We start from the raw sequence: 19,337 nt of genomic DNA on the forward strand, positions 1-19,337 counted from the left end.
ACTCCAAATGAAAAAGAGAGGCAAAGTTGCTTCTCTTTTTTTTTATAGTAAATCCTGCAATGCACTTTCCAGATTGTAAAATTTAAACTGGTAGCCCAACTGCTCTATTTTTTGGGAACTGACCAATTGTCCTTCCAAGACCAGAACGGACATTTCGCCCAATAAAAGTTTTAAGGCAAAAGCCGGAATATTGGGCAGCCAAAGCAGATTGTCCAACTTTGAGGCAATCATTTTTGTCATTTTTTTATTTTGAACAGGGTTTGGCGCCACGGCATTGTATTTTCCCTCCAATTGATTTTTGAGGAGAAAAAGATAAATGCCCGCAATATCCTCAATATGAATCCAGGATTGCCATTGGTCCCCGCTTCCCAAAGGGGCGCCAAGGCCGAGTTTAATGGGTTTTATCATTTTGGGCAGAGCGCCTTCTTCCTTTGCCAAAACCATCCCCGTGCGTACCTTGCTTACCTCCATACCCGAATTTTTGAATTTTGCCGCCGCCGCTTCCCAGGCCACCACAACTTTAGCCAAAAATGTGTCGTCCACTTCGGTATCTTCCTCAGTGTATAATTTTGTTTTTGAATTTGGATAGATGCTCACGCCGCTGGCTGAAATAAAATGCACAATATTGTGATCCACTTTTTGCAAGGTTTTATGAAGAAGGTTTATGGTTTCAACCCTGCTGTCCAGAATGGCCTTTTTATGCTGTTTGGTCCAACATTTTGAAATGGTTGCACCCACTAAGTTTATTATCGCAGTTGCGCCTTCAAAGGCTTTAGTGTCAATCTCTCCTTTTTTGGGGTTCCAATAAAATCCTTTATAATTTTCGGAATCCTCAATTTTTTCCTTGCGGGTCGTGAGGTAATTGACCGCAATTCCCTCAGTGTGACATTGCCTAACCAATTCACTGCCAATAAGCCCTGTAGCCCCTGTTATCAACACTTTTTTAATCATAATTCTAAATGTAGAGATTCAAACAGAATTAGCAAAGCCCCTTAACGGAAGATTATGAATTGAGGGATTTTTATCCGGTAATTTGGAATTTGAGATTTGGAACCTGCCTGCCAGAGGCACGACAGGCAGGTTTGGGATTTGGGATTTGGGATTTGGGATTTGGGATTTGCAAACATCCACTTTAGCCACGTCGTTCCTTATTTTTTGGTCGCCCTCAGCATTTCCTTTTTCCCGGGAGGGCCCGGAAGACGCTCTACTTTAAAGCCAACGGCCTGCATGGCACGGCGGGCATTTCCGTTGGCGGCATAGGTTACCAACACGCCGTTGGGTTTTAAGGCTGTGTACATTTTGCCAAAAATTTCCTCGGTCCAAAGTTCAGGCTGTACGCGGATTCCGAAAGCATCAAAATAGATAAGGTTAAAGCAATTTTCAGAAGATATTTCAGAAAAGAATTGCCGTTGTTTTTTAAGGTGAAATTTTTCGGAAATGCCATAAATTTCTTCCCAAGGTGCGCGGTGCATCTGTAAGAATATTTCTTCCGAAGCATTTAAAAGTGAAGGATAGTTGAGCTTTTCAACTTCGGCTAATTCCAACGGATATGCCTCTACCCCGGTGTAATGTACTGTAAAGGAATTTTTTTCTGTTTCCAAATAAGTAAGAAAGGCATTCAATCCGGTCCCGAAACCTATTTCGAGCATTGAAACGGTTGTCGCCAAATTTTCAGAAAACCAGTGATAGAGCCCTTCCTTTATAAAAACGTGAAGGGCTTCGGCTATTGCCCCGTGCTTGGAATGGTATTGTTCGTCCCACTCCGGGATGTGCAGGGTATAAGAGCCGTCGCCCGTTTTAAATAGCGTTCTTTTCAAAAAAAATTATTGTTTTTCCACTTCGGGAATAAGTACCCCGTCGGCTTCAAAAGCTAGCGTGCGTTTTGGTTCGGTGATCGCGGCAATCTCTTCAGCAGACTTTCCACCGTCCTCTGCATAATGGCGCTGGTCTTCCACGCTCATCTCTTCAACGTATGCCTTCCCGTTTACGATTATTTCCTGTCCGGCAATGTCTTTCGGCATAAAGAAACCATAGTCTTTAAAACGGACCATCGCCTCTTGCTCTCCCATTTCAAGGTTCATCCAACAGCCTTTTTTCTGACAAACATCCTTTACGGTTGCTGCAAATTTCGCATTTATGGTATCGCCGGGCTTTAGGTTTTTGTATTTATCCATCATTTCGGCTTTCGTCAAAACGTTTTCATCGGTAATCTTGTCGCCAAAGGTTTGATAGTTTATTGCAATCTCCTCAGCTTCCACCGCAGGTATTTCTTCAGTTTTCTCGTTTTTACAACCTAAGATTGCAAATGCTAATGCGAATAGGAACAGAATTTTTTTCATCATAAAAAAGTTTAATAATTAATTGATTGATACTGTGTTGCAATTTTAATGATTTTTTGAATTTTATATGGCCTAAATTTTACCTATTTTTACCAAATAAACATTTCCTTTCATGAATTCTTCAGCCACACAAAAACTCGCCATCCAAAAAATTGAAACCTCTAAAATTGGACAAGTAGATTTTAGCAACTTAACCTTCGGAAGCACTTTTAGCGACCATATGTTTGAGTGCGATTATAAAGATGGTGCGTGGCAAAACCCGACCATTAGGCCGTATGGCCCGCTTACAATTTCACCAGCCGCAAAGGTTTTTCACTATGGGCAGGCAGTTTTTGAGGGAATGAAAGCCTATAAAGATGACAACGGGAAAGTGTGGCTTTTTAGACCTGAGGAAAATTTTAAACGAATAAACAAATCGTCAACCCGAATGGCGATCCCCGAGTTTCCGAAGGATATTTTCTTTGAGGCGTTGACCACCTTGGTTAAAATGGACAGGGAATGGGTAAAGCCCGGCCTGGGAAATTCGCTTTACATCCGTCCTTTCGTGATGGCGACCCAAGTGGGTGTTTCGGCATCGCCTTCCACCGAATATAAGTTTATGATCTTGATGTCGCCCGCGCAGGCTTACTATACCGGCGATGTTAAGGTAGTGATTGCCGAGCATTACAGCCGATCTGCCAATGGCGGTGTGGGTGCCGCAAAGGCCGCCGGAAATTACGGGGCGCAGTTTTTCCCGACAAATTTGGCACGCGAAAAAGGATTTCAACAGGTTATTTGGACCGATGCCAGCAAACACGAATATTTAGAGGAAGCCGGAACCATGAATGTGTTTTTCCGTGTGAACGACACACTTTTAACGGCACCAATAAGCGACCGGATTTTGGATGGGGTTACCCGAAAAAGTGTGATAGCCCTCGCAAAAAGGGACAATGTTGCTGTAGAAGAAAGGCCCGTTTTGGTTTCTGAAATTGTGGAGGCGGCGAAGAACGGCAGCCTAAAGGAAATCTTTGGCGCAGGAACGGCAGCGGTAATCAGTCCCGTGAGTGCCTTTAGCTATAAAGAAACGGTTTACGATCTTGAAAAACAGGAAGACGGATATGCCGCCCGGTTCAAAAAGGAATTGATGGACATACAGTACAACCGCGGCGAGGATCCGTTTGGGTGGAGATATGAGGTTTTGTAAAAACAACACTTAAATTCCAAATCTTAAAATTCCGAATTCCAAAAACTCAGCTTTTTGAAATTTGGAATTTTATTTTTCAAGGATTTCCCCAATATTCGGTTTGAAGTAATTGGGGCCTTTTAAGACCTTGCCGTCCTCGCGGTAAATAGGTTTTCCGTCATCGCCGAGCTTGCTCATATTGCTGCGTTGGATTTCGTTAAAAACTTCCTCAATTTTATGCTGCATGCCGTGTTCTATAATAGTTCCGCAAAGAATATAGAGCATATCGCCCAAAGCATCCGCTACTTCAACCAAATCATTATTGTTGGCAGCTTCCAGGTATTCCTCGTTTTCCTCGCGCATCAATTCGTATCGCAATAGGTTTTTCTTTATTCCGAGATCGGCGGTTGGGGTTTCGTTCCTTCCCAAACCAAATGCCTTGTGGAATTCGGAGACTGCAGCTATTTTGTTTTTCATATTTTGTTTTTTTTGAATCAGGACTAAAGGGAGCCGGGAAACAGGACGAGGAGTGATAATTTCAAAAATTTGTCTTGATTCATTTAAAGTTCCGTTTTTCCACCTATGGCGGACAAGCCTTTCGTCCTGCTTCCCTTCCGTACGGATTCCTGTTTCCTGTTTCCTTTCGGTCCCGTTTCTTGAATCCTTCCAATCCTGTGTCCTGTTTGCAAGTAAATCTCTATTTTTACAGCCTTAAAATTACAAATTTATGTTCACTCCCGGCCAATTGATTTTTGCTGTTTTATTTTTTGTTGTCTTTGTAGGTGTCTTGATTTATAGCTATCGGGGCGATAAGAAACTTCATAAAAAGCAATACAAAGGGAGTCTATGGGTTTTGGTGGGGTTTTTGGTTTTTGTGGGGTTGCTATTGCTCCTCAAAGGCCTGCTAAAGCACTGATAAACATTCTGCTACATACATAAAAATTGTTTATAATACAATTTTTTATTCTTCTATTCCTTTCATAACTTGTTGAAATATACCCTGTAACGGGTATTTCAGCCGCCAGATTTTTAATAAACATTTGTACGGTAAAACATCATTAATTCAAAAATTGTCACTCATGCTTAAAATAAAGATTGTTTTTCTGAATATATTCTGTGCAATATTACTTTCTGCCTGCAATAGCAGTACTGGGGAGCGGACGGTAGAATTTGCTGTACCGGATTTTAACGATTTAGACCTTCAACAAATAAAAATAGATCATGATATTTGCAACGCAAAATGTGCTGTTTTAAAAGATGAATCGTGCTATGACCGAGAATCGGGAACTGCCATACTTTATATTCCCGTTCCAAAGAGCCAATATCTTGTCCTAACCAAACAGGATGGCAATACTATCAATTTTGAAACCAGGGGAGGCGCTTTCTCTCCAGAATATTACATTCTTAAGGTTAGACTTACGGGCTTGGAGCGAACTTCCGGCTCAAAATTGACAATAAATCTTGATATAAACAGCAGCCTCGATAGATGCGCTAAAGGAACGGACCCAAAAATTCTAGGTGTGAAGAAAAAAGGTTCAGTAATTACCGGCCATCCTCCAATGCAAGACTGTGTACCAGATGTTAAATGTATAGACAGATAGCCCTTATTATAATTGCATTTTCCAGTTTTTTCTGTTTTGCACAGGAGGATTCCACCTATTATTATTTTGACCAGACCACGCCAGTTGAAGCTATCCAGTCAAAAGTTAATAGAACGAAAGACCCTTTTTTAAAATCATATTTCTCATTGGTCTATTTCAGCAAAATCAGGAATACAGATTCAATTGGTTATTACCTAAAAAAAGTAGAAGGCAAAAAGCAGTTTTTGCCACAACTTTTGCCGCGATTTTTATACTTAAAAGCATATTACCATAAAATTTCAGATAATGATTCACTCGCCTACAAATATCATTATAATGCGCTGGACCAGGCAATAAAATTGAAAGATACCTTAACCATACTTAACAGTCTTAGCGGTCTTTCACAATCTTGGGACTACGTGGGAGATAACCATTATAGACTTGATTACCTTCAAAAACTTGAAAAAGCCGCAGCGGAATATAATAACAATAGATTTAGAATTATACACGATTATCTAAAAGGAAATTATTATTTGTTCCGCGATGAAAATGAGGCTGCCATTGCAAGTTATAAAAGAGTTATGGCATATACCTTTAATCAGCGGGACAGTAGTTTTCTCCTCAATACCTATGGCAATATAGGCGCATTATATGAGTCAAATCTTGAAAATTCAGACTCCGCAATTTTTTATTATCAGAAGAAATTACAACTCATTGAAACAAATCCTTCATTTGCACAAACTGAAAACTACCTGAATGTGTACAACAATCTTGGGCGGGCCTACGCTTCAAAAAAGGATTATGCAAATGCAAGAATGTACTTGCTGAAAGCGGCAAATTACAATACAACCAAGAACAAGGTTTTTAACGAGCTTATGATTACTGAAAATTTAGCCGAGGTAAACGCTGGCCTGGGCAATTTTGAGGAAGGCTATAACAATCTTAAAAAAGTAATCAAACTGTCTGATAGCTTGAAAGAAAAGGAACATCAGAAAAGTATTGCCAATATCATTGAAAACTTTGACAATAAAACTTTAAAAACCAATTTAAGGCAAAAAGAAATCCAACAACGCAATCTATGGCTTGGGGCTTCGGCCCTCCTATTTGTGGTTAGCTTAATTTCCTATTTAATTTTCAAAAACACAAGACGCAAACAGCGCATCGCCGAACAGCAACGTGAAATAGAAATTCAAAAAACCGAAAAAATATTAAAAGAGCAGGAACTAACAACCATTGACGCAATGATCTCCGGACAGGAAAAAGAGCGCGAACGCCTCGCCGGCGACCTGCACGATAGCGTGGGCGCAACCCTGGCGGCGGCAAAGCTACAGTTTGACCATTTGGCAAAAAACAAGGAAAAAATAGGACAAATGGACGAACTGTTCACCAAGACCGGAGACCTGTTGGCCCAAGCCTATACCGAGGTGCGCGAAATGGCACACCTAAAAAACAGCGGTGTAATTGCCAAAAACGGCCTATTGCCCGCAGTGCAAAAACTGGCGAAAAATGCTTCGGGAACCAATAAACTCGTCGTAGAAGTTGAAGATTTTGGGCTGGACGGAAGACTGGAAAACACGATGGAAATTACCATTTTCCGAATTATCCAGGAATTGGTCACCAACATCATAAAACACGCAAAAGCTTCCGAAGCAAGTATCTCCATAACCCAGCACAAAGACGCACTGAACATTATTGTGGAAGACAATGGCCAAGGTTTCGATACAAAAAAAATACATACGAAAGACGGGATGGGCCTGGCCAATATTGAGCGCCGGGTGGAACATCTTGAAGGCAGTATGGAAGTAGATAGCACCAAAGGAAAAGGAACAACCATAATTATAGACATACCCTTATGATAACCGTAGCCATAGCCGAAGACCACCAAAGCCTCGTGGACGGCATAAACCTATTGCTGAAATATGAGGACGATATTTCCATCGTGGGCATGGCCAACGATGGCGAGGCCCTTTTGGATATTGTGCGGAAAAAGCAGCCGCAAGTAGTTTTAACCGATATAAAAATGCCCAAAATAGACGGTATTGCCGTTGCGAAACTTATTAAAAAGGAATTCCCGCAAACAAGGATTATTGCTTTTACCATGTTCAACCAAGAGGAAGCAATCGCACAAATGGTGGATGCGGGCGCTTCGGGCTATTTGCTAAAGAACTCTCCTTTGGAAGAGGTGCTGAATGCCATAAAAGCCGTGGCGCAGGGCAATACTTTTTTTGACAGCGCCATAGATCTATCTTTTATGGATACCGATGCGGCCACCACTGAAAAAAAACCAATCCTTTCCAAAAGCGAGCGGGAAATATTGCGGTACATAGGCCAAGGAAAATCTACCAGCGAAATAGCCGCATTGCGTTTTACCGCTGTTTCCACGGTAGAAAAACACCGCAAGAATATGATACACAAGCTGGGTCTTTCGGGCAAAGGGGAACTGTTGCGGTATGCGCTGGATAGGAAGTATGATTTTTAGCTAACATCCTTATATACAGATTTTTAAAATACCCTTTATTGGGTATTTTTTTGTGTCTTATTTCTGGATAATATTGAGCTATGTGCTATCTAAACTTAAGATTCCAAACGTACAGCAATCAATTTATTCAAAATAACTAAAATCAATACTTATGAAACCACTACACAAAACATGTATTATTGCCTTTGCATTAATCACAACGATCGTCCAAAGCTTTGGACAGGCCCCGGGAACTTTTAATACCACCTTTGGGAATGGCGGCATCTTGTCTAGACCCGTTAGGTATTCAAATTTTGTCACGGAAGATGTGGCATTACAGGACAACTTTTTGTTGGTAAGTGGCAGGCTAAATGCTAACTATGGAAATGAAAATATTGTGCTACGTTATGATGATAATGGCGCCATAGACAGATCTTTTGCTAACAATGGTGTTTTAAGTTTTCCTTTTGAAACAGGCACCGGCTATTCTACTATAAACACATTCCCCAATCACGATATTCTAGTCCATAATCTTGTAAATTCTACACCGCAGGAATTTTATCCGAGATTCTCAAGATACAATGCTAACGGCGTTTTAATTACTTCATTTGGAAACAATGGTTATTTTAATTTGGATTATTTACAACAAGATTTACGTATTCCCACCAATCCAACGATTGACCCGAATACGGGAGATTTTGAAATTCCATTAAATGTTGTGACACCAAATCCAAATGACCTTTCATTTTTGGTAAAGGTAAAAAACGATGGTACGGTGGATACAGGGTTTGGGAATAATGGCCAAACCGATAATTTTTTGGGACATATAGCAAGTATGGATAGAAATCCTTTTACAAGCAGTTTCTTTGAGGATATTTTTGGTGGGGCTCAAGGAGATTTAATCTTAGGCATAACATATCCTTATGCTGGATATTATCAATATGTAAATGATTCTGGAACTTTTATCGATAACTCCGCAGATGATAGGGATGCGTTATTTGTAGGGCGCTTTTATGAAAGGGTTTTTATACAACTCAATACAAACCTTATGCTTTTTGATGGCCATAATATTATGACCTTTCCGCTGGATGATCCCAATAATGTATACTCTTTTACAAATTTTTATCGCACCGCAAACCCTTCTCAAAAACCAGGGTTTAAAAAAATAAACGATAATGAATTTTTATTGTTTGGAGATTATTATTCAAATTTTTTGATAAGTAAAACTGTAAATGGCGGATTTGGGCTCAATACCTCTTTTGGAAACAACGGCAATGTAGAAGTTGAAATATCCCCAAACAATGAACCCAATGATGACAGGCTTATAGATTGTTTTCAAAAACCAAATGGTAAATTTATTTGTGCTGGGTATAGTGTCGTGTCAGGTTTAGACGGTAATAACTATGAAAAGTTATCAATGATTCAATTATTTGATAACGGAAATTTCGACACTAGCTTTGGTAGCAATGGAGTTAATCTCTTTGACAACGGTTATATAACAGGATCCGGACAAATACTTAATACAAATATAGAGAATCCATATATTCCATATAAACCGTGGATAGGAACGGTAAAAGAACCATTTACCCAAAAAACCAGTGTTTATATGGTCAACCCCCTCTTTGTACACCAAAATGGTTCCAATATTGGCAGACTAGATACGGAATACTTAGAGCTTGAACTCGCTGACACAGGTAAATATTTTGACCTAACCGAAACCAATCAATTTTCAGACGAAGTTGTTTTAGGAGTTGGATTTGTAAAAAACAATGATAATAATTTTGCCATGGTAAGGTTTAAAGAAGCAAATTCAAATGACTTTTTCTACAATAATTTCTATGGCTCGAATACCGATCAAATCCTCCAAACAGACATCAACAATGGCAGTGATGACAAAGCCACTTCCTTTGTAATCCAAAACGATAACGGCATCCAAAAAATACTCGTGGTGGGCGAGAGCAATGGCAATCTGGCCATGGCGCGCTACTTTGCCGATGGTGCCGATGCTGGCATTTTGGACGCCTCTTTTGGCAATGGCGGGATAATCTTTGCTCCAAGACCACTGACGACCACAGCCGAATTTATTCCCAATAAATCCATAAACGGCGATAATAGCCAGTTCTACATCTGCGGCGAGGAAACCGAAGGAACCACAAAACGCTTTATGCTCAAAAAATTTGATGTCAATGGCGAGGTGGACGAAACATTTCTGGCTTATGACGAAATGGAAAATGCCAATGAAAATAAAGCAACCGATGTCCTGAAAACTTCAGACGGGGGATTCATAGTTATCGGAAAAACCTTCAACAATGGCGAACATATCCTCAAGATCAGAAAGTATGATAGTAGCGGGAATGCCGTTCCGTCCTTCGGTAACAATTCCTATATCTTTTTGAACACAAACGACGAAGTCTCGGAACTGACAGACCTTATAGAGCTGACAAATGGAGGGATAGCAGTGGTGGGATATTCTGAGGATGAACTATTGGTCATGGTCTTTAACGGAATTACCGGGGCAATGGATATTCCCTTCGCAAATAACGGAATATTGAGAGGTACTTTTGGTTATGATTCCATCCATCTAACCTCCGTTACCCAAGAAGATGCGACCAACATATTAATTTCAGGAACCAGCGAGCTGGATGGAAAGAAAAATGTTTTCAATGCGAAAGTATATATTTCAGAGTTTTTGGGAGTGGTAGCGTCTTCGATAGAAACCCAAATAATAATATATCCGAATCCGGCTACCGATATTGTAATGATAGAACATCCTTTGAATATTTCCATCAATGAAGTTAGGATTTATGACCAAACTGGAAAATTACTCAGTATAAAATCCGAGAACGTGGATTCAATTTCAACTGAAAGCTTGGCCAACGGTTTATATTTTATCGAGATATACTCAGCTAAAGAAAAAATCACCAAAAAGGTACTCATCCAGAAATAATGATTTAGAAAGCTTCAAATTTTGATTATAATTTTGGGGAGGTTGAAATTACCCCGTTGAGGTACACTTTTAACGGGGTTTTCAATTTGAAATAAAACAGTTCAAAAATACCCCCCACAGGGTATTTTTTTTGCCCCCACCCCACCCTACTTTTGAAACAGGACAATTCTTGAGGAGGTTTTGTTCTCACAAAAGGGCACTATTCCATTATAGCTGCCCTTTTTTTATTTCACGTATAACCGCTTGATATTCAAAAAAATACCCTTTATTGGGTATTTTTTTGTGCCTTATTTCTGGATAATATTGAAATATAAAATTTGACATCAAGAAAATCAAAACATAAACCGGAAATATGATTAAATGTCAAACACGGGAATAGGTTTCAAAGCGTGTTTTAATCATTGGAAAAAAAATGATTCGGAAGCTTCAAATAGACACAGAATATAAAAATATCTAAAATTAACCTTAAAAAATACCATCATGAAAACTGTTTACGCAATCATATGTTTCGCAATAACCATCGTATCTCCGTTTCATTGTTTATCACAGACCCGCAATTTCGACGGTATATGGACAGCAAAAATGACTACCAATGAGGGTAAAACCTTCACACTTAAGCTCTATATTGAAGACAACAATGTGCACGACACTGTTGAAGATGATGAAGGCAACTTAAGGGGATATTATGGAAAGGAAGTGATAATAAGCAAGGGCTATGGAGAGCATCTCACTTTCGTATGGATGGACAAAGGGCAGGTATGGACTGAAACCCAAATATATTCCATTGTCTGGATTAATTCCCAAAATCTGTCTGTTACCCATATACGCCACGTTAGCAATAAAAAAGACAATTCAGGAATAAACACGGACTGGCATTATACATCCACAGGCATTTTAAAGAAAACCTAAAGATTTTGAGTTATATCCCTTAAAGCAATTCCCTACGACGGCCATTTTTAGAGCTCAGACAAAATTTAGATTTGAATATTAACCAAACAAACAAGATCATGAAAAAAGTAATTAAACTCGCCTTTTATCTTGTCCCATTTTTAATGTTGGGACAAGCAAAGACCATCACGGATAGTGATTTTATAAGCATATTGGAAACTAGCAATAAACCGTTTGTTGTTGATTTTTACGCCACTTGGTGCGGGCCTTGCAAAAGAATGGAACCCATTTTGGACAAACTGGCCAATGAATATAAGGGTCTTATAGATTTTTACAGATTGGATGTTGATAAAAACCAATCTGACGATGCTTTGGACATTGAGGCCATTCCCACATTTTATTTTTTCAATGAAGGGAATGTGGCATTTATAAAAGAAGGTGCTATTTCAAAAGAAGATTTTATATTTCTAATAAAATATGCTTTTGATATATATATTCCAGATAGCGTGAGCACTTCAAATTCCTCCGATTCCCCAAATGAATTTAGTGATGAAGAAATACAAGCCAAATGGGACAATTGGAAATCGCTTAATAGTTTGGCTTGGCATGGGTATCAAAAACATAACGAACCGGAGGTATTATCCAAATGCATTAAGCTGGCAATTCGTTCTATTGAGTTAAATGAGAATTATTATAATGTGGATACTTATGCTGCTTTGTTGTATAAAACAAATGAGCACAGTAAGGCCTTGAAACAGGCGAAAAGAGCCATTGAACTTGCCATAAAAGATGACTTGGACTACAGTTCGACAACCTTATTGATCAATAATATTATTGAGAAACTTTGAAAAATCTTCAAAATTTAAAAATCATGAAAAATCTAAAAAAAACATTCACTATAATATTCATTACCCTAACTTCTTTCTGTTTTTCCCAAACAGCTGCATATTATTGTTCGCAAACCGGTGCAGTAGGATTTTGTTATGGCTACGGAAACGTTAAAGAATGTGCTTATAACCAGGCATATCGTTATGGAGCCACAAATCCCCAGCTTATATTAAATTACAATGGTAAAGGTTATGGCGCTTTGGCTGTTGGAACGAATAGTTATGGCATAAGGGTAGTTGGTATCGCTGCTGGATATGATTCGCTTTCCAGGGCGAGCAATGTGGCGTTTCGGGAATGTAGAAAACGTGGAGGCACAGGCATTTATATTTCAGATACGTGGTTGGACCAGTAATTTCATTTCACATAAAAACCTCCCAAAACATTAGCCTGTTGGGAGGTTTTTTTTATGAATAACGAATGCATCAGTTAATTCACCGCAGGCAAATTGCTATAGTTTTTAGAATAGAATAACATCTGCTCTGCAAAGGTCTTTGGCTGTTCTATGGTGAAACTTTCAATCTCGCCGTTCGCGTCCATTTTTGGGACAAGCACGGGATTCACAAAACCGCTGTAAGGCGCAGAAGTGAATTGCTTGTTGCGCTCCAAAATTTCCTTGTGAAGTTTTTGGTCCACCTTTACACCGTAAGTTTCCACTAATTTTTCAGCAGCTGCGTAATCGCCTTCACTTTTTATGCGCTGTGTTTCGCGAAGCAATTGCCCGAAAAGGTCGTGCAGTTTGTCGTAATCATTGATGTTGAAATAGGTTTTTCCGTCGCGGGTAATTTTTTCAATTACATTGTCCTTTTTGCCGTGCTCATAAGCCCAAGCGGAAACCCATTGGCGGTTGCGCATATGTGCCTCTTCAACGTCATCGCCTAAATTTAAGCGGATCAATTGCGTCATCAATCCATTGCGGATGTAACCGTCGTACGCCGCCATTCCCACTCTTTTCCAATCGCCAACCAAACCGAGTTCCTGTAATTTCGGATTGTACAAATAGTAAAGACCCACCAAATCGGCACGACCCTCTTCCAAAGTGGAAGCGTAGGTTTTAAGTGTTTCTTTGGTTTCGCCCACGCCGGGATTCAATTGTCCGGAAGCGTGGCCTATTACTTCGTGAAGCGCGGTGTGGAGTTTATCGGCAAGTTGGCCGTATTTTTCCTCCAACTCAATTTCGGTGGAATCGTTCGCGAATTCTTTCAACCTACCCGTATTTCCTGCGTTGTTATAGGCATCAATAATATTTCCGAGGGAAACAGATTTACTGCCCACGGCTGCACGGATCCAATTTGCGTTTGGAAGGTTTACCCCAATTGGCGTGCTTGGGGAGGCATCGCCAGCTTCGCCGGCAACATTCACTACCTTGTATGTTACGCCCACTACGTTTTTCTTTTTATGCTCAGGCATCAATGGGGAATTGTCCTCAAACCACTGCGCGTTTTCTGAAAGGACCGCCATTTTTTCCGACATATCAAAATCATTTATCTGCACAATGGTTTCATAGGAACCTGTATAGCCCAAGGGGTCATTATACACTTCAATAAAACTGTTTATATAATCTATGTTTCCTTGGGTTGCGGCAGTCCAGGCTACGTTGTAATCGTCCCAGGTTTGGAGGTCTCCCGTTTTGTAATATTCAATCAAAAGACCGATTGCATCGCCCTGCGCCTTGTTTTCGGCTACTCCCTGTGCTTTTTCAAGCCAGCCAATTATTTTGTCAATCGCCGGGCCGTAGAGTCCGCCCGATTTGTAAACCAATTCCTTGAGTTCGCCATTTTCCTTTACCAATTTTGAATTCAACCCGAAAGACAATGGCTTTTTAGGATCTGGTGATTTCTTTGTAGCATAAAAATTTTCTACATCCTTCTTTGTAACGTCTGGGCCGTAGAAGTTAACGGCGCTTTCCAAAACATTATCTACCCCCTTGGCCTGGTTTACTTTTTTGGAATCGGCATCGTTGAAGATTACATCAAAAGCCTCGCCTTCCAAGGTGGTGTTGGTATCGGTTAAAAGTTGTTTTAAGTATTCCGAAGAAAATTCCGGTTTCAACTTATCATTGGAATAATGATGGTGAATACCGTTGCTGAACCAGACCCTTTTCAGGTAGGTTTCAAAATTTTTCCAATCGTCCGTGGTTTTATCGCCTTTATAATTGACATACACATTTTCCAAAGCCTTTCTGATGGTTAGGTTGTGGCGGTAGTTTTGGTCCCACATAATATCCCGTCCTTCCAGACCGGCCTGGGTTAGATAGTACACAAGTTTTTGTTCCTTTAGGGTAAGCTTGTCCCAACCCGGAATTTGGTAACGCAGAATTTTTACATCGCCAAACGATTCCACATTATAGTCAAACTCTGCGGATTGTACTGTTTCCGCTTGCGCTACGGGCTTCTCATCTTTGTTTTCCTTACAGGAAAAAAACAACAGACCGCACACTGCCATTGCAATAAAAAAGGTATTCTTCATTTTAACTGATTTTTTTTGATTTCCGCAAATGTACTAAAATATTATACGCCATATTTAAATCGGAAATGCTTGTGGATCCTGAACCATTTCATTTAAAGCACCATCACTGAAATTTCATTATCTTAGCAGCACCAACCAACACCTCGCTAACAGATGAAAATAATAAAATACTTACTTTTCCTTATTCTTCTAATCATCATTGGCAGTGCCATTTATTTTGGAACAAAAGACGGAACTTATGACATTCAGGACTCTATGGTGATTAAGGCGCCACCGGAGGTTGTCTTCAATAAAGTAAATGATTATAAAAGCTGGGAAAAATGGGGCCCTTGGAAAAAAGAGGATTCCACACTTACTTTTACCTATGCCGAAAAAACGTCGGGCGAAGGGGCTTCCTACTCTTGGGACGGCGAAATGAGCGGTTCTATGACCACGACAAAAGTGATTCCGAACAAAGAAATAGAACAAGACCTTACACTGAGTACTCCCGGTGGGGAAAGACATCCAAAAGTATATTGGACTTTTGAGGAAGTGGACGGCGGAACCAAGGTAACCTGGGGAATGAAGGGCGAACATACGCTGATTGACAAAGCCTATTATTCATTGAGCGGCATGGACTTTGATGCCGAAATGCACAAAATGAACAAAGCAGGTTTGGAAGGAATTGCCGAAGAAGTAGCCGAAGATATGAAGCAGTATTCCATAAATGTGGATGGCGTTACCCAATATGGCGGCGGCTATTATATGTACACGACTTCCGTTGCAAAATTTAGCGAACTTGAGGAAAAAACAGAACCGATGATGAATCTGGTGAGGGACTTCATTACAAAGAACAACCTGAATATGGCGGGCAAGCCTTTTACCCTTTATAATGAGATTGACAGTGCAAACAATACGGTTATTTTTTCAACGGGCGTTCCTGTGAAAGAAAAAGTGATAACCCCAGAGGGAAGCCCCGTTGTTTGCGGTTTTATGGAACCTGTTTCGGCGGTAAAAATTTCTTTGAAAGGAAATTATAAACACCTTCCGGAAGCATACACCAAAGGCAGACAATATATGGAGAAGAATGACCTTCAAGCAGACCCCAACGGAAAAATGTTTGAGGTTTACGTTACCGATCCCGATGAAACGCCCAATCCGGCAAACTGGTTGACCGAGGTTTACATCCCAATAATTACCGCCCCCGAACCTGTTCAAGAAGGTATTTAAAATGAAACATCGCGCTAATTTGCAAACAGAAATTGTATTAACAAATAGGATGTTACATTTAACCTCTAAAAAACAATTCTTATAGAAACATGAAACAATTGGCACTGGTTTTTTTAGGCGGCGGCTTGGGGAGCGTCCTGCGGTATTTCTTTTCAAAGTTTTTGAACAATCCCGAAACCGGCATTCCGTTTGGAACCTTTGCGGCAAATATTCTGGGTAGTTTGTTGATTGGAATAATTTTGGGGCTGGCCTTGAAAAACGAAACCCTTTCCCAAAACACGGTCCTGTTTTTGGCCACGGGCTTTTGCGGCGGGTTTACCACTTTTTCAACCTTTGCCTATGAAAACCATCTCTTTTTAAGAAGTGGCGACTTTATGTCTTTTGCCTTTTATACCATCGCAAGTTTTGTAGTGGGTTTCGCAATGGTTTTTTTCGGAATGTGGCTGGTGAAGTATTTTTAATGCTTCCCAAAATCTTTCACTCCGGCTTCAATGCGAATTAAAAGATCGTTCTCCTTTGGCGGAATGGGGCACGAAAAGCGCGGACTATATGCGCAATATGGATTATACGCTTTGTTGAAATCTATAATAATAGTATCGCCTTCCGGAATGCGTTGGTCCAAAAACCTGCCGCCCCCATAGGAACCATCGCCACTGGTTAAATCTGTAAACGGAAGAAAAAGATAATCTTCATAACCCGGCTCGTCATAGGGTTGGGTACTTTTAAAAAGATTCAACACAAAATCCTTTCCTTCCAAAGAAAAATGGGCTTCGCCATACTTTACATATTCGGGCGTGCGGGTAGTGGTTGTGGGCATCAGGAACGGTTTTTCATCTGGGGTACGCACAAATTTTGCCTTCACAATATATTTTTCATCAATTGGATAAAATTCCAACCCGTGAAAATTTTTAAAATCGGCTGGTTCCAAAATCGTGGTTTCGGGATTGCTGAACTCTTCGTTCAGTTCAAGCTGCGCGGCCCTGCTTTCTGAAACAAGGGCTTCATCCTGTGCAGAAATTACATTGCAGAGCATGCAGATGGAAAGTAGTAGTGAATACTTCATATCAAGTTTTCAGTAAAAATAGAAAAAGACAATTAGTTTTGCATTTTATTATTAATTAGATTTTTTTACTACATTTGGTTTCAAATTAAACAAAAAATGAAAAATAGAACATACACCTGCCAACCAAACCAGGTCTTTTCTGATAGGAAATGCCGGCGATGTATGTATTGATTATATAGATATAAATTTATTCAATATAAAAACGTCCCGGCTGTAACCGGGACGTTTTACTTTTATTAGGCCAACCAACATGAAAAAAATCTACACCAATTATTTAGCTAATTTCCGCGGGCTTTCCCGGGAAATCTGGCTATTGTCCTTGGTGACCTTCATCAACCGGGCCGGAGCGATGGTGATTCCTTTTTTATCATTATACCTTATAAATGTTGAAGGATTTACGCTGCCACAGGTAGGCTGGATAATGTCGTGCTTTGGGCTGGGTTCGTTGTTCGGTACATTTATTGGCGGAAAATTGACAGATACCATTGGTTTTTATAAAGTTATTCTTGGCAGCCTATTCTTGGGAGGAGTTGGGTTTATTTTACTTCAGTTTATAAATACCTTTTACGGTTTTTGCGTCGGTATTTTTATTTTAACAATGATGGCAGACGCCGGTCGCCCCGCAATATTTGTTGCCGCAGATACCTACAGCCGCCCGGGGAACACCACCCGAAGTATCACATTAATTCGGTTGGCCATTAATCTGGGCTTTTCAATAGGGCCGTTAGTTGGAGGATTGATTATCGCGCACATCAATTACACATCGCTCTTTTGGATTGATGGTTTTACCTGTATCCTCGCGTCTGCCGGGGTGTTTATTCTTTTAAAGCCAAAAAAACAAAAGGATACAAATGCTGAAAAAGCTGTTGTTGTTAAAGAAGGGATTCCCCCCTATCTGAATAAACTTTTCATATTGTTTTTCATCATTATGATGGCGAACAGTCTCGCTTTTGTTCAGTATTTTTCAGTGATGCCGGTATATTATGAAAAGGCACATTTTCTTTCTGAAGACATTATCGGATGGCTTCTTTTTATAAACGGTGCCACGATCGTTATTTTCGAGATGCCCTTAATTGCCTGGCTGGACCGAATGAGGATTTCAAAGACCATGGCCACGTTTTGGGGAATATTCTTTTTGGGGCTGAGTTTTTTAGTACTAAATTTTACAAGTTGGAATGGAATTTTGGTCATCGCCATGCTTTTGATGACACTCGGGGAAATGATCGGTTTTCCTTTTTCAAACGCACTTGCCCTGGAAATGGCGCCAAAAGGAAGAAAGGGAAGCTATATGGCATTTTACAGTATGAGTTTCAGCTTTGCGCACCTGATTGGACACAATGGTGGCATGAATTTGGTGAATAGTTTTGGATATTTCAACACTTGGACCATTTTCTCGATATTCCTTTTGTTTGTCTCAGGACTAACGATTTGGCTGTACGTTCTATTGAAAAAATCTGAAACTAAAAATATTTGATCTAACTTTTCAATTATTGTTTCTTTTTGATTTTTCGTTGTTTCCTACTTATGATAATGGCATCTAAACACGAAATCATGAGTCCGATCCCCGCAAAAAGACAAATAAGCCTAACTGCCGTTGATCCGGGATATTCCAAACCCGTAAAACCCAACAATGCCGAAAGGACCGTCACAATTAAAAAATGGATTGTATATTTTTTCATGGCTTCTCAATTTTTAAATAAAATTTCTTTTTAAAAATACGCCTAAAGCGCAAAGCCTTATCTTAAGACGAAACCAATTATCACATTTTTAACACCTTTCAGTTTATTTTAGTGGCCTTAAAGCATTATTTTTAACCACGTGCGAAAGAACTATTTGGGTTTTTGTTTCGCCATAAACAATAAGTTGGTCAATGAAAGCCTCTAGATGTTTCTGGTTTTTCAGGACCACTTCCATCACTATGTTTTCGTTTCCGGTGATGCGGTAACAGTTCAGGACCTCATCGTAGGTTTTTACAATTTCCAGAAAAGGTTTCAGCTTGCCCATAAAAGCCCGCAAGGTAATTATGGCCTTAAATTGATAGCCCGCTTCAAAAGGCGATACCACCGTAAAATAGCCATTGATTACCCCGGCATCTTCCATTTTTTTTATCCGTTCGGAAACTGCAGGGGAGCTGATGCCCACTTGTCTCCCTATTTCGGTATTGGGCTGGCGGGCATTTTTTTGAAGACAATTTAGAATCTTCCAGTTTAACGAATCTATGCTCATATTAAAGTTTATATTAAAATTAATACATTATTTAAAGCAAATATATCGATTTACTTTAATATCGATTATGAAAAGCCAACGCTAGTACTTAAATTTGATACGCTTAAAAAA

The 19,337-nt window shown here is 39.9% G+C and carries 18 protein-coding genes; 11 read left to right on the forward strand and 7 right to left on the reverse strand.

What is annotated here, in order from left to right:
* Positions 1 to 42: 42 nt before the first annotated feature.
* The 3 genes from POV26_RS06425 to POV26_RS06435 all read right to left on the reverse strand — a co-directional run bounded on the left by POV26_RS06425 (position 43) and on the right by POV26_RS06435 (position 2,339).
* On the reverse strand, positions 43 to 951 hold the full coding sequence (locus tag POV26_RS06425; RefSeq protein ID WP_272855648.1) for a TIGR01777 family oxidoreductase: 909 nt from the start codon (positions 949 to 951) through the stop codon (positions 43 to 45).
* A gap of 197 nt (positions 952 to 1,148) precedes the next feature.
* Positions 1,149 to 1,817, reverse strand: coding sequence for a tRNA (5-methylaminomethyl-2-thiouridine)(34)-methyltransferase MnmC2 (gene mnmC2, locus POV26_RS06430; protein WP_272855649.1), 669 nt, complete (start codon positions 1,815 to 1,817; stop codon positions 1,149 to 1,151).
* A gap of 6 nt (positions 1,818 to 1,823) precedes the next feature.
* Positions 1,824 to 2,339: a DUF4920 domain-containing protein gene (locus POV26_RS06435; protein ID WP_272855825.1), complete on the reverse strand. Its 516-nt coding sequence runs from the start codon at positions 2,337 to 2,339 to the stop codon at positions 1,824 to 1,826.
* 112 nt (positions 2,340 to 2,451) lie between these two features.
* On the opposite strand from POV26_RS06435, the gene POV26_RS06440 reads away from it, so the two are divergent.
* Positions 2,452 to 3,522: a branched-chain amino acid aminotransferase gene (locus POV26_RS06440; RefSeq protein WP_272855650.1), complete on the forward strand. Its 1,071-nt coding sequence runs from the start codon at positions 2,452 to 2,454 to the stop codon at positions 3,520 to 3,522.
* 69 nt (positions 3,523 to 3,591) lie between these two features.
* On the opposite strand, the gene POV26_RS06445 is transcribed toward POV26_RS06440, so the two are convergent.
* Positions 3,592 to 3,978, reverse strand: coding sequence for a nucleoside triphosphate pyrophosphohydrolase family protein (locus tag POV26_RS06445; RefSeq protein WP_272855651.1), 387 nt, complete (start codon positions 3,976 to 3,978; stop codon positions 3,592 to 3,594).
* A 602-nt stretch (positions 3,979 to 4,580) separates the two neighbouring features.
* Here POV26_RS06445 and POV26_RS06455 point away from each other — a divergent pair.
* From POV26_RS06455 to POV26_RS06485, 7 genes are all read left to right on the forward strand, one after another.
* Complete coding sequence (locus tag POV26_RS06455) at positions 4,581 to 5,102, forward strand: hypothetical protein (RefSeq protein WP_272855653.1); 522 nt, start codon at positions 4,581 to 4,583, stop codon at positions 5,100 to 5,102.
* Positions 5,087 to 6,937: a tetratricopeptide repeat-containing sensor histidine kinase gene (locus POV26_RS06460; protein WP_272855654.1), complete on the forward strand. Its 1,851-nt coding sequence runs from the start codon at positions 5,087 to 5,089 to the stop codon at positions 6,935 to 6,937. The genes POV26_RS06455 and POV26_RS06460 overlap by 16 nt, the downstream gene beginning before the upstream one ends.
* Complete coding sequence (locus POV26_RS06465; RefSeq protein ID WP_272855655.1) at positions 6,934 to 7,560, forward strand: response regulator; 627 nt, start codon at positions 6,934 to 6,936, stop codon at positions 7,558 to 7,560. Before POV26_RS06460 ends, POV26_RS06465 begins: the two co-directional genes overlap by 4 nt.
* Before the next feature lie 151 nt (positions 7,561 to 7,711).
* Positions 7,712 to 10,486: a T9SS type A sorting domain-containing protein gene (locus POV26_RS06470; RefSeq protein ID WP_272855656.1), complete on the forward strand. Its 2,775-nt coding sequence runs from the start codon at positions 7,712 to 7,714 to the stop codon at positions 10,484 to 10,486.
* Between the two features lie 480 nt (positions 10,487 to 10,966).
* Positions 10,967 to 11,395 (forward strand): hypothetical protein, encoded by a 429-nt coding sequence (locus POV26_RS06475; RefSeq protein ID WP_272855657.1) that lies wholly within the window; start codon positions 10,967 to 10,969, stop codon positions 11,393 to 11,395.
* Positions 11,396 to 11,493: 98 nt separating this feature from the next.
* Entirely contained in the window at positions 11,494 to 12,222 is a 729-nt protein-coding gene (locus tag POV26_RS06480; protein ID WP_272855658.1) for a thioredoxin family protein, read from the forward strand.
* Positions 12,219 to 12,614, forward strand: a complete 396-nt coding sequence (locus tag POV26_RS06485) for a hypothetical protein (protein ID WP_272855659.1) — start codon at positions 12,219 to 12,221, stop codon at positions 12,612 to 12,614. The genes POV26_RS06480 and POV26_RS06485 overlap by 4 nt, the downstream gene beginning before the upstream one ends.
* Before the next feature lie 74 nt (positions 12,615 to 12,688).
* Here POV26_RS06485 and POV26_RS06490 read toward each other — a convergent pair whose 3' ends face one another.
* Positions 12,689 to 14,728 (reverse strand): dipeptidyl-peptidase 3 family protein, encoded by a 2,040-nt coding sequence (locus tag POV26_RS06490; RefSeq protein ID WP_272855660.1) that lies wholly within the window; start codon positions 14,726 to 14,728, stop codon positions 12,689 to 12,691.
* Positions 14,729 to 14,881: 153 nt separating this feature from the next.
* Here POV26_RS06490 and POV26_RS06495 point away from each other — a divergent pair, with 153 nt between their 5' ends.
* Together POV26_RS06495 and crcB are read left to right on the forward strand one after the other, a co-directional pair.
* Positions 14,882 to 15,937: an SRPBCC family protein gene (locus POV26_RS06495; RefSeq protein ID WP_272855661.1), complete on the forward strand. Its 1,056-nt coding sequence runs from the start codon at positions 14,882 to 14,884 to the stop codon at positions 15,935 to 15,937.
* Between the two features lie 89 nt (positions 15,938 to 16,026).
* Positions 16,027 to 16,398, forward strand: a complete 372-nt coding sequence (gene crcB, locus POV26_RS06500) for a fluoride efflux transporter CrcB (RefSeq protein ID WP_062622262.1) — start codon at positions 16,027 to 16,029, stop codon at positions 16,396 to 16,398.
* Here the strand turns inward: crcB and POV26_RS06505 are convergent.
* The gene (locus tag POV26_RS06505; RefSeq protein WP_272855662.1) at positions 16,395 to 17,000 is read right to left on the reverse strand and encodes a DUF1684 domain-containing protein; all 606 of its coding nucleotides are present in this window, start codon (positions 16,998 to 17,000) and stop codon (positions 16,395 to 16,397) included. The two genes, crcB and POV26_RS06505, sit on opposite strands and share 4 nt — an antisense overlap.
* A gap of 250 nt (positions 17,001 to 17,250) precedes the next feature.
* Here POV26_RS06505 and POV26_RS06510 point away from each other — a divergent pair, with 250 nt between their 5' ends.
* Positions 17,251 to 18,474, forward strand: a complete 1,224-nt coding sequence (locus POV26_RS06510; RefSeq protein ID WP_272855663.1) for an MDR family MFS transporter — start codon at positions 17,251 to 17,253, stop codon at positions 18,472 to 18,474.
* A 308-nt stretch (positions 18,475 to 18,782) separates the two neighbouring features.
* Here the strand turns inward: POV26_RS06510 and POV26_RS06515 are convergent, their stop codons facing one another.
* Positions 18,783 to 19,226: an Lrp/AsnC family transcriptional regulator gene (locus POV26_RS06515; protein ID WP_272855664.1), complete on the reverse strand. Its 444-nt coding sequence runs from the start codon at positions 19,224 to 19,226 to the stop codon at positions 18,783 to 18,785.
* Positions 19,227 to 19,337: the final 111 nt, after the last annotated feature.

The sequence above is a fragment of the Aequorivita todarodis genome (assembly GCF_028561335.1).
Taxonomy (GTDB): domain Bacteria; phylum Bacteroidota; class Bacteroidia; order Flavobacteriales; family Flavobacteriaceae; genus Aequorivita; species Aequorivita todarodis.

Coding starts and splice junctions, on each gene's coding strand:
- POV26_RS06475 (WP_272855657.1), top strand. CDS start 10,967: ATGAAAACTGTTTACGCAATCATATGTTTCGCAATAACCATCGTATCT.
- POV26_RS06465 (WP_272855655.1), top strand. CDS start 6,934: ATGATAACCGTAGCCATAGCCGAAGACCACCAAAGCCTCGTGGACGGC.
- POV26_RS06480 (WP_272855658.1), top strand. CDS start 11,494: ATGAAAAAAGTAATTAAACTCGCCTTTTATCTTGTCCCATTTTTAATG.
- POV26_RS06510 (WP_272855663.1), top strand. CDS start 17,251: ATGAAAAAAATCTACACCAATTATTTAGCTAATTTCCGCGGGCTTTCC.
- POV26_RS06455 (WP_272855653.1), top strand. CDS start 4,581: ATGCTTAAAATAAAGATTGTTTTTCTGAATATATTCTGTGCAATATTA.
- POV26_RS06435 (WP_272855825.1), bottom strand. CDS start 2,339: ATGAAAAAAATTCTGTTCCTATTCGCATTAGCATTTGCAATCTTAGGT.
- POV26_RS06445 (WP_272855651.1), bottom strand. CDS start 3,978: ATGAAAAACAAAATAGCTGCAGTCTCCGAATTCCACAAGGCATTTGGT.
- POV26_RS06425 (WP_272855648.1), bottom strand. CDS start 951: ATGATTAAAAAAGTGTTGATAACAGGGGCTACAGGGCTTATTGGCAGT.
- POV26_RS06460 (WP_272855654.1), top strand. CDS start 5,087: ATGTATAGACAGATAGCCCTTATTATAATTGCATTTTCCAGTTTTTTC.
- POV26_RS06440 (WP_272855650.1), top strand. CDS start 2,452: ATGAATTCTTCAGCCACACAAAAACTCGCCATCCAAAAAATTGAAACC.
- POV26_RS06470 (WP_272855656.1), top strand. CDS start 7,712: ATGAAACCACTACACAAAACATGTATTATTGCCTTTGCATTAATCACA.
- POV26_RS06490 (WP_272855660.1), bottom strand. CDS start 14,728: ATGAAGAATACCTTTTTTATTGCAATGGCAGTGTGCGGTCTGTTGTTT.
- POV26_RS06505 (WP_272855662.1), bottom strand. CDS start 17,000: ATGAAGTATTCACTACTACTTTCCATCTGCATGCTCTGCAATGTAATT.
- POV26_RS06515 (WP_272855664.1), bottom strand. CDS start 19,226: ATGAGCATAGATTCGTTAAACTGGAAGATTCTAAATTGTCTTCAAAAA.
- crcB (WP_062622262.1), top strand. CDS start 16,027: ATGAAACAATTGGCACTGGTTTTTTTAGGCGGCGGCTTGGGGAGCGTC.
- POV26_RS06495 (WP_272855661.1), top strand. CDS start 14,882: ATGAAAATAATAAAATACTTACTTTTCCTTATTCTTCTAATCATCATT.